The 14,087-nt window shown below is 62.7% G+C and carries 13 protein-coding genes; 8 read left to right on the top strand and 5 right to left on the bottom strand.

Annotation, left to right across the window (positions count from 1 at the left end):
* Positions 1–67: 67 nt before the first annotated feature.
* Positions 68–1,006 carry a sce7725 family protein gene (locus CQ040_RS20570; RefSeq protein WP_146113959.1) on the top strand — a complete coding sequence of 313 codons (939 nt, stop codon included), beginning with the start codon at positions 68–70 and terminating at the stop codon, positions 1,004–1,006.
* On the opposite strand, the gene CQ040_RS18950 is transcribed toward CQ040_RS20570, so the two are convergent.
* Positions 1,003–2,784, bottom strand: a complete 1,782-nt coding sequence (locus CQ040_RS18950; RefSeq protein WP_105528323.1) for a DUF2075 domain-containing protein — start codon at positions 2,782–2,784, stop codon at positions 1,003–1,005. The two genes, CQ040_RS20570 and CQ040_RS18950, sit on opposite strands and share 4 nt — an antisense overlap.
* Positions 2,781–3,116, bottom strand: a complete 336-nt coding sequence (locus CQ040_RS18945; protein WP_105528322.1) for a nucleotide pyrophosphohydrolase — start codon at positions 3,114–3,116, stop codon at positions 2,781–2,783. Before CQ040_RS18945 ends, CQ040_RS18950 begins: the two co-directional genes overlap by 4 nt.
* A 70-nt stretch (positions 3,117–3,186) precedes the next feature.
* Here CQ040_RS18945 and CQ040_RS18940 point away from each other — a divergent pair, with 70 nt between their 5' ends.
* The gene (locus tag CQ040_RS18940; RefSeq protein ID WP_105528321.1) at positions 3,187–3,597 is read left to right on the top strand and encodes a (deoxy)nucleoside triphosphate pyrophosphohydrolase; all 411 of its coding nucleotides are present in this window, start codon (positions 3,187–3,189) and stop codon (positions 3,595–3,597) included.
* Here the strand turns inward: CQ040_RS18940 and CQ040_RS18935 are convergent.
* Both CQ040_RS18935 and CQ040_RS20565 read right to left on the bottom strand, forming a co-directional pair.
* The gene (locus CQ040_RS18935; RefSeq protein WP_258131614.1) at positions 3,587–4,669 is read right to left on the bottom strand and encodes a YDG/SRA domain-containing protein; all 1,083 of its coding nucleotides are present in this window, start codon (positions 4,667–4,669) and stop codon (positions 3,587–3,589) included. The two genes, CQ040_RS18940 and CQ040_RS18935, sit on opposite strands and share 11 nt — an antisense overlap.
* 158 nt (positions 4,670–4,827) lie before the next feature.
* Complete coding sequence (locus tag CQ040_RS20565; protein ID WP_181157043.1) at positions 4,828–5,094, bottom strand: HIRAN domain-containing protein; 267 nt, start codon at positions 5,092–5,094, stop codon at positions 4,828–4,830.
* Positions 5,095–5,645: 551 nt separating this feature from the next.
* On the opposite strand from CQ040_RS20565, the gene CQ040_RS18925 reads away from it, so the two are divergent.
* The 3 genes from CQ040_RS18925 to CQ040_RS18915 all read left to right on the top strand — a co-directional run bounded on the left by CQ040_RS18925 (position 5,646) and on the right by CQ040_RS18915 (position 9,127).
* Positions 5,646–6,896 carry a hypothetical protein gene (locus CQ040_RS18925; protein WP_105528319.1) on the top strand — a complete coding sequence of 417 codons (1,251 nt, stop codon included), beginning with the start codon at positions 5,646–5,648 and terminating at the stop codon, positions 6,894–6,896.
* Between the two features lie 296 nt (positions 6,897–7,192).
* On the top strand, positions 7,193–8,272 hold the full coding sequence (locus CQ040_RS18920) for a DUF4041 domain-containing protein (RefSeq protein WP_258131612.1): 1,080 nt from the start codon (positions 7,193–7,195) through the stop codon (positions 8,270–8,272).
* A gap of 42 nt (positions 8,273–8,314) precedes the next feature.
* Positions 8,315–9,127 (top strand): GIY-YIG nuclease family protein, encoded by an 813-nt coding sequence (locus tag CQ040_RS18915; RefSeq protein ID WP_105528317.1) that lies wholly within the window; start codon positions 8,315–8,317, stop codon positions 9,125–9,127.
* A gap of 52 nt (positions 9,128–9,179) precedes the next feature.
* Here CQ040_RS18915 and CQ040_RS18910 read toward each other — a convergent pair whose 3' ends face one another.
* Positions 9,180–10,682, bottom strand: coding sequence for a SulP family inorganic anion transporter (locus tag CQ040_RS18910; protein WP_105528316.1), 1,503 nt, complete (start codon positions 10,680–10,682; stop codon positions 9,180–9,182).
* 218 nt (positions 10,683–10,900) lie between these two features.
* On the opposite strand from CQ040_RS18910, the gene CQ040_RS18905 reads away from it, so the two are divergent.
* The 3 genes from CQ040_RS18905 (at position 10,901) to CQ040_RS18890 (ending at position 13,726) form a co-directional block, all read left to right on the top strand.
* Positions 10,901–11,671, top strand: coding sequence for a DUF2510 domain-containing protein (locus CQ040_RS18905; protein WP_105528315.1), 771 nt, complete (start codon positions 10,901–10,903; stop codon positions 11,669–11,671).
* A 58-nt stretch (positions 11,672–11,729) separates the two neighbouring features.
* Positions 11,730–12,500 carry a hypothetical protein gene (locus CQ040_RS18900; protein ID WP_105528314.1) on the top strand — a complete coding sequence of 257 codons (771 nt, stop codon included), beginning with the start codon at positions 11,730–11,732 and terminating at the stop codon, positions 12,498–12,500.
* A gap of 719 nt (positions 12,501–13,219) precedes the next feature.
* On the top strand, positions 13,220–13,726 hold the full coding sequence (locus CQ040_RS18890; RefSeq protein WP_105528312.1) for a hypothetical protein: 507 nt from the start codon (positions 13,220–13,222) through the stop codon (positions 13,724–13,726).
* Positions 13,727–14,087 lie beyond the last annotated feature (361 nt).

Below are 14,087 nucleotides of genomic sequence, written 5' to 3'. Positions count from 1 at the left end.
GCTGGCGGCGTTCCTTCCCCCCGCTCCGCTATGGTCGACCTATCGAACAGTTGATTCGTAGTTGCCAATGGAGGTTAGCGTGTACTTTCCCTATCTTTATGGGCTCGCAAGCGAGCTCCTCGCCCTTCGGGACCTGGTAGGGAGTCAGTACGCTGGCCCGGTGCTCCCGATAATCGAGCCCGTCAAGTCCGACACTGCGAACCTACGGCGCGCTCTCGAAGCGATCGATGAGTCGTCGCTGCGGTCAGTGGTCGTAACAAATCCCTCCCTGGGTGAACTCCGAACAGCGGCGGCTCAACGAGCTTGGTGGGTGGAGGCCGAACCGATCATTCGGAGCACGCACGCTATCCCTGCGATAGAGGTTGATGCATTAACTTCCGCGTCGCAAGTGCGGGGATTTGTAAACTCGTTCCCGATCGGAGAGCTTGCGGTTTCGGTAAGGGCGGGTGGTGGCGCTCTTGCCGCGATCGTCGCCGGAGAAATGGCCGGACGGAACCCACAGATCGTATGCCATCATAATGTTGACGACGCAGACTTCGTAGCCCAATTTGGAGTCTCCAACGTCATACGGCTCAATGACAGTTTCAATCGTCAGCCCCGCAACGCCGACTACGGCGGCGCCGAGTGGTTCTCGAGCGCCAATCGTTCATTCGGTCCCGCTGGTCGACCAGGATTTGGTGACTACACGGTGATGAGCCCGCTGCCGATGGACACCCGAGGCGGTCCAGCGGGTGCGGTTGTCGTGCATGCCACTTACGTGGACGCGAGCGGCGACCTCTGGATTGAGCACTATGTGTCTGACACTACTGATCGCGACGAAGGCACTGCGGCCGAGAAGCTTCTGGAAGCGCTCGCCAAGTTGCGCCCGGATCGTAGCAACTATCTGGATAGTCCAGGAATGAGCTCTTTCGACAAGATTCATGATCTGGCTATCCGAACGAGCCTTTCGATGAACAAGCGCCTGCAGATATCCCATCACCTATTCACTGCCGGTGCCGCTTTCTAGATCGATTGGTTCGTTCGACGAACAACTCTGCGATGGGGCCGGTCGGTAAAGCACTTTTCCAGGCGTAAACGTAGCGCAGTGTCGTCTACGTAGACGTACGTACCGCGCATCCCACGCGTCAACAGCACTCCATAGATGTTCCGGATGAACGTCAACAGATCGTCGTCCCCGAATGCATCCTTCAGGTGCCCCGTGTTCTCCTTGCCCTTCTTGTCCCGATAGCTCTCCCGATCAGCAACGATTCGTCCGGTTGCCGGGTCGAGGCGGAGGTCCGGCCCGATGATGACCCCGGCGTAGTTCAGGTCGTAGCCCTGAACGGTGTGGATCGAGCCGACCTCTTCGAGCGACCCCTTCGAGTTGATCCAGTCCTTATCGGTGCCGTTCCACCGCATTCGCTCACCGTCAAGCTCGATGTCGAACGCGTCCGGATTCTTCTTCGACACCCAATCCCACGCGTAGCCTGCGACGAGCCGGGAGAGACCGACCTCGGCATCCTTCTGTCGGATGGCATTGCGCATCTCTCCGAGGTCGTCGAAGAGCCGGAGGTCATACTCGCCAAGGTCGGGGAGCGAAGGGGCTTCATCCCTCAGTAGGGCGCGGACGAACTCGACATAGTCTGCGCCGGCCCGCACGCGCATCTGAGTCGTCAGACGGAAGAAGCGATGTGCGTCCTTGGACCCACTGATTTCGGCGTTGAGTGCCGCTGGGGAGAGGTCATGAGGCCGCACGCTCTGCTCGCCGTCAACGAGCAGGAGCTGATGCTTGCTCCGGCGCTTGATCCAGTCGAGCTGGGTGTATCGAGGATTGTCGCTTCCGAACAGCGCCTCGTTAATCTCTCGGAACTTCTTGTTCTGCACGCCTGAAGCCTGGTTAGCTCGCTGCCCGAGACGGTGGGTCTCGTCGACGAGAACGAGGTCGTAAGCCTCGTCCGTCTCACCGAGTTGGAACGGCGACATCACCATCGCAGGATCGAGCTTGGGGGTCTTCTTGAAGACCTTCTTCACCGACATCCGGAGAGACTGTTGCGGGATCACGAGCGCCATACGAAGTGTTTTGAGCAGCTCGCGATTCTCGGGGACGAAGAACTCCGAGAACATCGAGTCCGGCTCAACCCCGTCGCGGTCGTCGTAATCGCGGATGTCGGCGAGCAACTTCATCAGGAAGATCGCGATGATCGTCTTCCCTGTTCCCGGGTTGCCCTGGACGACGAGCGTTGATCGAGCGCTGGGGTCCTGAAGATCTTCGAGCAGACCCTCCAGGATGTCCATGATCGCGATGCCCTGGTCGTCGGTCAGGGCTTTGAAGGGCGACAGCTTGAAGAGATCGGAGTTCTCGATCTGGGGGATGCTCCGCGAGAAGAGCCCCTCTGCTCGCAGCGCTTCAAATACATCGCGGAACGACTCGCGGTAGAGGGCGCGGTCGTAGTACTGAGCATCTGTCAGACCGTCATTGCCATTGAGGATGCGGTATTGGCCGTCCCCCGAGAACCAGCGAATGAGATGCGATTCAAGGTCGAGACAGACTGACTTGTTGAACGTGTGATCCACGACGACGCGGATCGATTCAAGGGACTCGTTCTTCTTCGAACCGGCGAGGTGCTGACGCATCCGTGTAGCGGCGCTCACCGTCTCACCTACGTAGAGCCCGGGCGAACTGCGCTGGGCGTCGCCTTCGATCACGTATACGACTGGCCAGTTGGTGTGCCGGGTGTCGTCCCGCGCCCATACATCTACAGCGTCGCGGCGGAACGGCAACCGCTGGATGCTGAACTCCGTCACTCCGGTGCCTCGGAAAGCTTCGTGTACTTTGTCATGCGGCCTTTGGCCAGCTCGACCGGGTACTTCGCCTTCGTGGACTCCAACTTCTTCATGACGATCTCGTCGAGGTCTACGCCGATCTTGTTGGCAAGGTGGATGCAGTAGGTCACAACGTCGGCGAGTTCTGCTTCCGCCTGTTCCTGGTCGAACTCCGGGGACCACTGGAAGCACTCGAGGAGCTCACCGGCCTCGATCGAAATGCTCTTGGCGAGGTTCTCCGGCGAGTGAAACTGGTCCCAGTCCCGCTCAGCTACGAAGGTTCGAAGGGCGGAGAGAGTCTGCGGCGACGGCATGCCCCGACGCTAGCAGGGTCGGCGACGGGGCCCCGAGGAAACTCCCTGTTAGCTTGCTCTCGGAGGCATAGTGAGCGAGAGCCGTGTTATCGAGGTCGTTGCAGCCGTCATCGAGCATGAAGGCAAGATCCTTGCGTGCCGCCGCCGACCGGAGAAGGCCGCTGGAGGGAAATGGGAGTTCCCCGGCGGCAAACTCGAAAAGGGTGAGACGCACAGCGAGGCTTTGGTGCGAGAAATACGCGAAGAGCTCAGCACCTCCATCGAGGTCACCGCCCCGCTTCGAACGGATGACACCGTGGTCGGCGAAAGCACCATCCGCCTCATTTGTCTTCGCGCCAGGTTGCTCGGAGAGCCACCGACCCAGAGCCTCGATCATGATGAACTGCGCTGGGTTCGTCGTAGCGATCTGCCGGATCTCGATTGGGCCGCCCCGGACCTGCCATCTGTCACGGAACTTGCGGCCGGATCGCCTACTCGATGACCAAGAAACCCTCGTCGCCGCGGACAATCAGGAGGATTCCCAACTCGGACAACAAGGCCTCGAGATGTGCGATCGGTCGACTGGGAAGTAAGACGACGGGAACTGCGGGCCTGCCGGATTCCCGAGCGAGTAGCGAGTAGTCGAGGACCTGCCCAATCGCGGTGCGGACATATTCGCGAGCAGGCGATTTCTTCGCTTCGACGACCCAGCCAGACTCCGAGACATAGAGATCCGGCTCGATCGTGGCTCCTGCGGAGCTCAGGCGAAGGCGCTGAGGAGTCTCACCACGGGACTTGATCCACTTCCCGAAGTCCTTCTGCAACTCGAACTCGATTCGGGAGACGACGCGCTCACCAGGGATCTGCGGTGCTCCGACGACGTACGACGACGACTCGGGAGGCGTCCATGACGAGGCCTGTGCACTTTCCGTAACGGGCGTGGATGGCGCATCGAGTGCTTCCACATCGGCGTCAACTGGCACGAGTTTGAAGATAATTCCTTTTCGAAGGTCCCCGTCGGAGTCCGGGATCGTCTCGATGCTGAACGCTGGCTCGCCTGTCGTGAACTCCCCCACATAGGTGACGTAGGTGCCTTGTTTCGTGAGGAGGCGGATAGGACGCCCATTCTCGGCCGCGTCTCGAAGCGCTGTGTTTCCACGCGCGAACACTTGAGGGCCACGCTGGCCTTCGCCCGTGTAGAGAAACGAGCCATCCTCCTGCAGTCCTTCAAACGCGTCGTATCCGTGCCGCGCCCCGCTTTCCGGGCTGGTGATGACGAGGATGTCGGGAATCGACCTGGGCGTGATGATTCCGCCCTGTTCCTGACCTCCGTAAGCGGCGTGAATCTCTCGCCGCAGCACGGTGTCGCCGATCTCGAGGGTCCAGAGCGTTGGATCGGTGGGTCGGAGCTGCCGGGCGAACCGAGTCCGCACAGCATCAGCCTGACTGGCCTCGAGTTCCCATCGAGCGACGCCTTCGGGCAGCCTGCCGTACTGCTCCCGAAGGAAGCCGCGGATGCGCTTCTGGCTGACGTTCAGTTCGAGGGAGAGTCGGGCCGGCGTCGTAGTGCTCACGCGTCGCAGCATATCGATATGCTGCACCACCCATGCTGCGCTCCAAGGTCTGTAGTTGTTTTGGGTCAAAGCGTGGCTGCTGCGCAGCCCCATGTGCCAGAAACGCGGAAATGCACCAGCGCCCATCGCGGGAGGTCGCGGCTTTGACCGTCGAGCGATCAGAGGCGGCGGCGAAGGTGGGCGAGCACCTCGGAGCGCGCGGCGAGGACCTTGGCGGGGTCGGTGGAGATGACGGTGGCCTCCATCGGTTCCCCCGCGTCCAGGAGCTTGGCGAGACCCGGGGTCATACCCTTGTTGTAGTAGCCGATCATGTGACCGTCGACCTGGATGGCGACATCGTTGGGATCGTGGGGATTGTCCGGCTCCCGGACAAGGTCGGCGGGGCCGAGGCGATGTGCGCCGTCGTAGAGACTCCTCCCGCGCACCTTGACGCCCCAGATGCCGAGGCGTCGGAGGCCACCGGCGTCCAGATTGATGAGCTTGCCGTCGTGTCTTCAGCGAGCCACAACGCGTCGCCACGCCGGATGAAGTGGACGGGAGCCAGGCCGTCGGCGTTGGGCTTGAGGAGGCGTGCGAGGTCGTCCGGGCCGAGATAGGACCTCTCGTGTGGCTCGGTGACGACCTCGGCGCGGAAAGTGAACTGCGCTTTGGGTGTCGGTGGGGCGGGCGACATCGGTGCACTGCGCTGGGCCGGCTGGGGCGGTGTGCCGCCGAGTAGCGCGCGGATCGAGTTGAGCAAGCCCATGCGGTCGTCCTAGGAGCGTGCTGGCGCCCGGCGCTTCCGCTGCCGTTGCATTTCGGCGCGAACCAACTTGGTTGCGCCCCAGAGGCTGTTTCGGGCGGCCCACGCCCCGATGCCCGGGACGCGGCGAGGCGGCGCGAAGGACCGACCACGGCGCAGCCACCCCTGCCACCGAACAGCCGAGCGCCGGCGGTCGCCACATCGCTAGAATGCGGGAGGATTCGAGGGGGAAGCATGGCGCGTCGTAGAGGGTTCTTCGCTGAGGTACAGCACCAGGCAAAACTGTCAGAGCAGCGTCAGCGGGCGGCACAACGTCAGCATGATCAAGCCGTGCGGCAGGCAACCGCTGCGCAACGCGCGGCCGAGCGCGCGCAGCTCGCTGCAGAACGTGCTTCAGAGCAAGACCGAAAGCGTCTTGAGCGCGAGGCTGCGCAGGCCTACGCAGCGGCCCGCGTGGCCGAGGCAGAAGATAAGACGGCTGACCTCCATGCAAGGCTGGCGGAGTTGGATGGATTGCTCGCCGCCACCCTCGCGGTCGATGACTTCGTTGACCTCGAGTCGCTGCGTGTCGTCGCGCAGCATCCGCCGTTCCATCGTCCGGAGCTTCAGTATCCGCTTCCGCCGCCAGCCCCGCTTGCTCAACCGCCCCTCCCCGTAAAACGCGAGCCCGAGGCCGCGAAGGGACTGTTTGGCCGCAAGCAAAAGCAAGAGCAGGCCGCGGCGGCTGCAGAGGAGCAGTACGCCGCCGACTACTGGGCATGGAAGGCGATCTCCGATGCGCTCCCGGCGCAGCGTGCTGCCGTGCAGGCGCAGTATGAAGAAGCGGAGAGGAAGCGTCAGGCGGAGCTGGCGGCGGCTGTCGAGCGCTACAAGCAAGAGTCTGCCGAGCGGGAGCGTGAAGCCGCGGAGCAGAACGAGGCGCTCGATCAATTGATCGCGGGGTTGGCCTACGGAACCGTCGACGCGGTCCAGGAGTACATCTCGGTCGTCCTCGCGAACTCGGTGTACCCCGAGTGGCTCACCGTCTCCCACAGCGCTGACTTCGAGCCGAGCGACGCCGAACTCAAACTGCGGGTGATCGTTCCGGGACCGGAGATCGTGCCCGGCGCCAAGCACTATAAATACGTCAAAGCTTCGGATGAGATCGCGCCGGCCGCGGCAACACAAAAGGAGACGAAGGACCGATACGCGTTGTTGGTGAACAACATCGCGCTGAGATCGATCCACGAGGTCTTCGAAGCAGACCGTCGATCGCTGATCCAGTCGATCAGTCTCGAGCTCGGCACAGAGACGATTAGTCCAGCAACAGGGCAGCCGATCTACGTTCCGTTTGTCGCGGTTGCGGCGAGCCGCGAAGAGTTCGAGAAGCTCGACCTTTCTGCGGTAGTCCCGCTCGCAACACTCGAGCACCTCGGCGCCGCGGTATCGAAGAACCCGCATGGCTTGACGCCGATAACGGCTGGAGGGGTACGGCGAGCGCGATGACTGGCCGCGGCCCAGTCTTTAATCCGCCGCCGGGGTGGCCGAAGCCGCCTGCTGGTTGGGTTCCCCCCGCAGGGTGGACTCCCGACCCGACCTGGCCTGAACCACCTGCGGGGTGGCAGCTCTGGCTATCAGACGAACAAGCGCCCGCTGAGCCCACGGTGGACGCGCCCGATCAAGGTGAAGTCGCGCCTGCTCGGACTCGCGCTGAAGCGAGAGCAAGCTCCGCTCGTTCCACGCCGAATGGGTCCAGTCCCCAAGCGGCTCCGTCGGCCACAGAGTCGGGGCGGATCGCGTACTTGGAAGCGGAGAACGCTTCTCTTCGTGCTCAGATCAGTGCGTCAACACTAGATGAGTACGTCGAGCTTGACGACGCTCGAGTCCTTCAGGACGTTGGGATCTACCGCTACCATCACCCGCTCGAGTCGGCCGCCGCCTACCAAGACGAACTTCGCGATCTCGAGAGCAGTGTGGCCGAGGTAATCAGATCTGGGCGCGCAATTGTGCGCTCCGAACTCTTCACGCTGAACAACTCTCTCTCGCAGGGACGCCGGATGACGGATGACCTCGCGAAGCTCATGCTCCGGGCGTACAACGCTGAGGCCGACAACGCCATCCGCACGCTACGCGCGGGCAATGTCGTGACTGCAAAGAAGCGGCTGGACGCCTCGAAGAAGGCCATCGCGAAACTCGGGCAACTGATGGAGATGCACATCAGTGACGAGTTTCATGAGTTACGAGTGCGAGAAATCGAACTGACCGCCGATTGGCTGATAAAGAAACAGCAGGAACGCGAAGCTGAGCGCGAGGAGCGCGCGCGGCTACGCGAGGAGAAGCGGGTCGAACGTGAACTCGCAGAGGAACGCGCGCGCCTGGACAAGGAACGCCTGCACCTCGTCAACACGCTCGCGGCACTGCAACAGACCGGAGACGTTGACGAGGCTCTAGTCGAGCGCCTGGCGGCAATTGATGAAGCGATCGTTCAGAACGACTTCCGCGCGGCCAATATCCGTGCGGGATACGTATACGTCATCTCCAACCAAGGTGCGTTCGGAAAGAACATAGTGAAGATCGGGCTGACTCGACGGCTCGAACCGCGCGAGCGAATCTTCGAACTGGGCGGAGCGTCCGTTCCTTTCCGGTTCGACACGCATGCGTTGTTCTTCTCTGAGGATGCCGTCACGCTTGAGGCCGACCTGCATCGGCACTTCGCTGACCGAGCGGTCAACCGAGCGAATGCGCGCAAGGAGTTCTTCTTTGCGACGCCGGCTGAGGTGCGTGACGTTCTAATCAACAAGGTTGGCAACATTCTTGAGTTCACCAATGAAGTCGAGGCAACGGAGTACCGTCAGTCGGTGTCGCTTTGGCCCGTTCAGTGAGCGTCCCGCCAGTGGCAACAGGCAACGAAAAGTAGACGACTAGTGGCATTGACGCTCGGACCAATCCTGCTCGACGCAGGTATCGAGTTACCCCATGCCTTGGTCATCCGTCATGCACACGTGCGCGAGCACGAAGACACCGGCTTCCGCGGCATCCACGCCGACTCGACTGATGCCGAAATCCTCGCGTATACGCGAAACCAATCCGCAAACACGCAGCGTTTCCCGGCCGTTCCGCCTCGCTTCTGGGCTGTCTTCATCCGCGAGGGCGGCGACCAGGCACGACTCTGGTCGGTCGTGGAGAACCGGGGCGAGATATCGAACGACGGGGAGCGCAGAGTCTTTAACATCGTCGTCTCCGAGCACATGGAGGATCTTCGTGACCGCTTGGTTATCGGTTGGAGATCGCCCCGTACCTGGTGGATGCGGGCGAGCACGGCAGCGGGCTATCCCGTCGTCGGGATCGCGGATGCAGAGCCGGTGCCGTTCCCTGGCTTCGACCGTTTGGTTCTCGACTACGTTCAGCTCCAGGCAGTCATGCGTGAGCATCGGTATGCCTCTTGGCGAACGGCACTCTCGTCTGTGACCGGTGTTTACTTGATCACCGACACCCGCGATGGGCGTCACTACGTTGGTAAAGCCGATGGCGCTGAAAGCATCCGTCAAAGGTGGAACGCGTATGCCACCAACGGACATGGCGGCAACGTAGAGCTGCGCGGTCTGGACCCGACAAGCTTTCGCTTCTCGCTGCTCCGCATCTTCGACCATGCAACGCCCACGACGGCGGTCGACGGGGCAGAGAGCCACTTCAAGGTTGCGCTTGATACGCGCCGACACGGACTTAACCGGAACTAGGTCGAACTCTACCGTCGCATCAGAGAAATGCTTCGCATAGCAATACGCCGCACTACTCGAACCCACCCGTCAGCCGCCCCCGCATCCGCGAACTGCTCTCATTCATCCCGACGATCTCCACCTTCTTCCCCAACGCCTGGTACTTCGTCTCGATCGCATCCAATGCCGCAACGGTCGACGCATCCCACACATGCGACCCCGACAGATCAACAATCACGCGAGCGGGATCCGATGAGTACGAGAACAACGTCGTCAGATCATTGCTCGAAGCGAAGAACAACTCTCCCTCGACGACGTACGTCACCACATCACCCGCGGCAGACAACACGCGCGTAACCGTCACGAAGTGCGCCACCCGCCGCACGAACAGCACCGACGCGACCAGCACCCCACCGACCACTCCGACCGCCAAGTTGTGGGTCACCAAGACCAACAAAACGGTAGACACCATCACGAACGTCTCGCTCTTCGGCATCCGCTTCAACGTCGACGGTCGCACACTGTGCCAGTCGAACGCCCCGATCGCGACCATGATCATCACGGCCACGAGCGCTGCCATAGGGATCGTCCCGACGAAGTCGCCGAACACGACGACCAACAAGAACAAGAAGAGACCCGCGCAGAACGTCGAGATGCGTGTGCGCGCACCGGAGGCCTTCACGTTGATCATGGTCTGACCGATCACGGCGCAGCCGCCCATGCCGCCGAAGATCCCCGACAGCACGTTCGCCACACCCTGCCCCCACGCCTCGCGACTCTTGCGCGAGTGGGTGTCGGTGATCTCGTCGACGAGCTTCGCGGTGAGCAGCGACTCCAGCAGCCCCACCACCGCGACTCCGAGCGCGAACGGAGCGATGATCGTGAACGTCTCCCACGTGAACGGCACATCCGGCAAGAAGAGAGAGGGCAGACTCCGCGGCAGCTCGCCCTGGTCGCCAACCGTGGGCACGGTGATGCCGAACGCGAGCACGACCCCCGTCACGATGACCACCGACACCAGCGGCGCCGGCACGACCTTGGTGATCTTCGGCATCACCAGCATCACGACGATCCCGAGCGCCACCAGCGGATACACCAGCCACGGCACGTCGATCAGCTGCGGGAACTGCGAACTGAACACGAAGATCGCCAGCGCGTTCACGAACCCGACCATCACGCTGCGGGGGATGAAGCGCATCAGCTTCGCGACACCGACCACACCGAGGATCACCTGGAAGATGCCGGCGAGGATCACGGTCGCGATGAAGTAGTTCAGTCCGTACATCGGCGCGACTGGGGCGATCACGAGCGCGACGGCTCCGGTCGCCGCGGTCACCATCGCCGGGCGTCCGCCGAGGAACGCGATCGACACCGCCATGATGAACGACGAGAACAGCCCCACCTTGGGATCCACGCCCGCGATCACAGAGAACGCGATGGCCTCGGGGATGAGGGCGAGTCCGACGACGAGCCCGGCCAACACCTCGCGGGTCAGCATCCGCGGATTCTTCAGCGCCGTCAGTACAGAGGGGTTCGCCCGATAGCGGGCACGATCATCGACCGTCGTTGCAGACATGGAGCTCCAGGGGAAGGCGCCTCGAGAATGAGGCAGACGCTCCAGCGTAGGGCGAGCACCGTGGGGAAGAGAGGATCCCATCTCAGCGGCCTACTTTCCCAGATTCCGGTGGTCTCGAGTTCGTCACTCGATTGTGATGAATCCGCTGCAGTACGGTCCCCGCGATTCGCTATGTTCAGATCGTGCCCAACTGGGTCCCTCAGCAGCATGGAGTCAGCGTGAGCAACGTCCCCGCCGGTTGGTACCCGAGCCCCGAAGACCCGAGTCAGGTCCGCTATTGGGACGGGACGCAGTGGACGCAGAGCACCGCGCCCGCAGTGGCCCCGGAGACAGGCGCGGAGGCTGTGACGCTCCCCGCCCCTGTTCTCTCGCCTCCGCCCGCGCCCGCGGCTCCATTTGCTCCTCTGGCTCCCGTCGCCGCACCCGCTTCCGCCGCCAGGACAGACGCTGCCGGATCGAAGAAGAAGTGGATCATCGGCGGGGCGATTGCAGCGGGCGTGATCGTCGTCGGATCGGTCGGCGCTGCCATCGGCGCTGGCGGCCGTGCTGAACCCGCCGCCGACGCGAGCGTCGCCCCGGTTGTGGCGACGCCGACGGGTGCACCCCAGCCGACATCTACACCCACGCCACCGGCCGCCCCGGTGATCGAGGTCGTCGACGCCGTCGCATTCCGGGCGCAGGCGGGCTCTCACCTCGACGACATGCTCAAGGACCTCGATGACATCGTCACGACGGTGAACGAGGACGGCTTCTGGCGCCTGTTGAGCAACTCAGGCGAACTCGCGTTCAACCATGGGCAGCTCGAAGCACTGGATGTTCCCGAGAGTGTGGCCACCACCTGGCCGGCAACTCTCCTTGCATTGGACGGCGCCCAGGATGTTCTGGTTGAGGCGATTTCGACGCAGGATGGCCCGTCGATCCTCGCGGCAGTCGAGACGGTTCGCGCACAGGTTGAGGCAACCCGCGCCGTTGTGAACACCGCTCAGTAGTCGCACGCCGCTCTGGGGAACGGCCGCCGTTCCCCAGGCGAAGAAGAAATCGAGTCTCATGGTCGACAAAGAGGTCCAGTACGAGACCAAGACGGTGACGACCGTCCGAGGGGCAGAAGCCCGGTCGATCGCGAAATGGGAGGAGCAGGGCTGGGAGTACGTCTCGCAGGCGGAGCTCCCGATGTTCCGCACTCAGCTGACCTTCCGTCAGGTCAAGCCGAAACCGCCGTGGCTCGTCATCGGAATTGCCGGCGGAGTAGTCGTCATCTGCTTCATCATCATCCTCATCATGAGTCTGATCACCGGCGGTGACGACGGTTCGACCCAGCCAACGACCGCACAGACGAGTGCTGCGGCTGAGCCCAGCCCCGAACCGTCCCCGGAACCCGAAGACGTGTACGTATACGCCGGCCCGCAATACGAGACGGTCGCGGTCGACGCCGGACAGAGTCCCGCTGCTCTCAACCAATACTGGATCTACTCGGCTGAACTCGACACGGCGTCCAACGCTTACAAAGACCAGATCAAGATGATCCTGGAGGACATCGCCCGCACCGAAGGGTCTGCTCTGTTCCTGGCGGAGATCGTGATGGACCGAGAGATTGCCCTCGCGGAGTCTCCGTCGACCTACGAGGCTTTTGTGCAGGAGCACGGTGAGGACTACGCCATCACCGCGATCCCTCAGAAGGAATCGGCCGGCTGGGTTGCCTCCTACGCCGGGGGGTTCGACTACAACACCGGTGAGGCGAGCGACTCGGCGTTCGAGCTGACGTTTTGGCCCGTGGGACCGTCCGAGATTGAGAAGTGGAAGCCTGAAGAGGCTTCATGACATCGGTCGCTGAGCTCTTCGCCCACGCGGGTGTCGTCAACCGCGGCGTCGTGCGCTGGGGTGAACCCCCGAGTGAGGCAGGGCCGGGCGTGTACATCGTGTCGACGGTCGAGGGCCCGGCGTCGAATGCGGGTCTTTCTACCGCGCCCTTGCGACCGAGTGCCCTCGAGGACCTCCTCCGCGTACGCCCGGAAACCGCAGTTGACGGTCAGACCGCGACGGTGTCCATGCTGAAGCTCAGGCTCGATGCAATGTGGGCCGAACGAGAGCCTGTGGCATATATCGGACTCGCGAGCACGAGTGTGCGTACACGCGTTCGTCAGTTCTACCGAACGAGGATCGGCGCTCGAGCTCCTCACTCTGGCGGGTGGCCGATAAAGATGCTCGACCCCGCGAAGCTGTGGGTGCACTACGGCTCGGTAGCGGATCCGCGTGAGGCTGAGGCGGCGATGGTCGCGAGATTCGTCTCCGGACTCCCTTCGCACGTGCGAGTGGGGCTTATCGATCCGGGTGCAGCGATTCCCTTCGCCAACCTCACGTTTCCGGGCGGACGCCGCAAGCGCCATGGGCTCTCAGGAGTGAAGCCACGCAGAAGCCTCGACGGGGGAGAGTGAGACCGCGGCTGGCGGCGCCTTGTTCCTGCAGCATGCCGGCGTACCGCAGGCCTCTTTCCGCACGTCCGCAGCGGTCTGCATGATGCTCGTGCCTACTCTCGTCGCATGCCTCTGGGATCGCTTGCCGACATCATCACCGCTCTGACAGCCACATTCGCCCTTCTGGCGGCGATCGCCGGCGCGCGCCATGCTCGTCAACTGTTCGGCGTGGAGGCCCGACGCGATGAAGCGGCGGCTGCTCGTGAGCGCCAGTCTCAGGCGAGCAAGGTCTTCGCGTGGGTCGCCTCCCGCATGGGCGAGGAGACTACCTACGGTGTTGTCGTGGTGAACTCCTCCAAGCAGGCGATCTATGACGTGGAGGTGCGCGTGACGGACGCCCGCGCCAACGCGCGCCACCCGATCGCGCTCACGATCTTGCCTCCCGGTGCGTACTACATGGGGGAGAGCTCCGAGGCATACGGGTGGGAGTTTGCTTCGCGCCTCCGGTCGTTCGACGACGAGATACGCCCGGTGACAAAGTCGAAGAAGCGTCGCATCCTGGGGATGTCTTTCCGGGACAGCTCGAACCTCGTGTGGACGCGTGATGACGAGGGGGCCCTCAACCCCGCGTAGAAGGAGAGAGAACCACTGCGCGGTACTTCAATGACTGCTCGTCGCCCCGGTGCGGCCATGCGACACGCCCGGCGGTCAGCCCTGATTTGCCCGATCCCCGGGATCCGCGTAACTTATTACTTGTTCGCCCCAAACGGTTGAGCGGAGGTCCTCGGACCGGCTCCCGTCAAGCAGCAAACAACTCCCGAATCCCAGACACTCACCGAGTGAACAGGATGAAGGAGCTGATCCGTTCCCACGGTCAGGCCGAAGAAATTCGGACTTGACAACGGAAACGAGATCGGTAAGATAGAGAAGTTGCCCTGCGGGCCTGGCTGTGATGGCTGGGTCGTGGGAGCATCCGATCCTTGAGAACTCAACA

Source organism: Microbacterium sp. MYb54 (genome assembly GCF_002979515.1).
GTDB lineage: Bacteria > Actinomycetota > Actinomycetes > Actinomycetales > Microbacteriaceae > Microbacterium.
This window is presented reverse-complemented; position numbering and strand designations above follow the sequence as displayed.

Bases quoted from the DNA above. Each gene is read 5' to 3' on its own strand.
- CQ040_RS20570 (WP_146113959.1), top strand. From the start codon at position 68: ATGGAGGTTAGCGTGTACTTTCCCTATCTTTATGGGCTCGCAAGCGAG.
- CQ040_RS18945 (WP_105528322.1), bottom strand. From the start codon at position 3,116: ATGCCGTCGCCGCAGACTCTCTCCGCCCTTCGAACCTTCGTAGCTGAG.
- CQ040_RS18925 (WP_105528319.1), top strand. From the start codon at position 5,646: ATGGCGCGTCGTAGAGGGTTCTTCGCTGAGGTACAGCACCAGGCAAAA.
- CQ040_RS18910 (WP_105528316.1), bottom strand. From the start codon at position 10,682: ATGTCTGCAACGACGGTCGATGATCGTGCCCGCTATCGGGCGAACCCC.
- CQ040_RS18900 (WP_105528314.1), top strand. From the start codon at position 11,730: ATGGTCGACAAAGAGGTCCAGTACGAGACCAAGACGGTGACGACCGTC.
- CQ040_RS18890 (WP_105528312.1), top strand. From the start codon at position 13,220: ATGCCTCTGGGATCGCTTGCCGACATCATCACCGCTCTGACAGCCACA.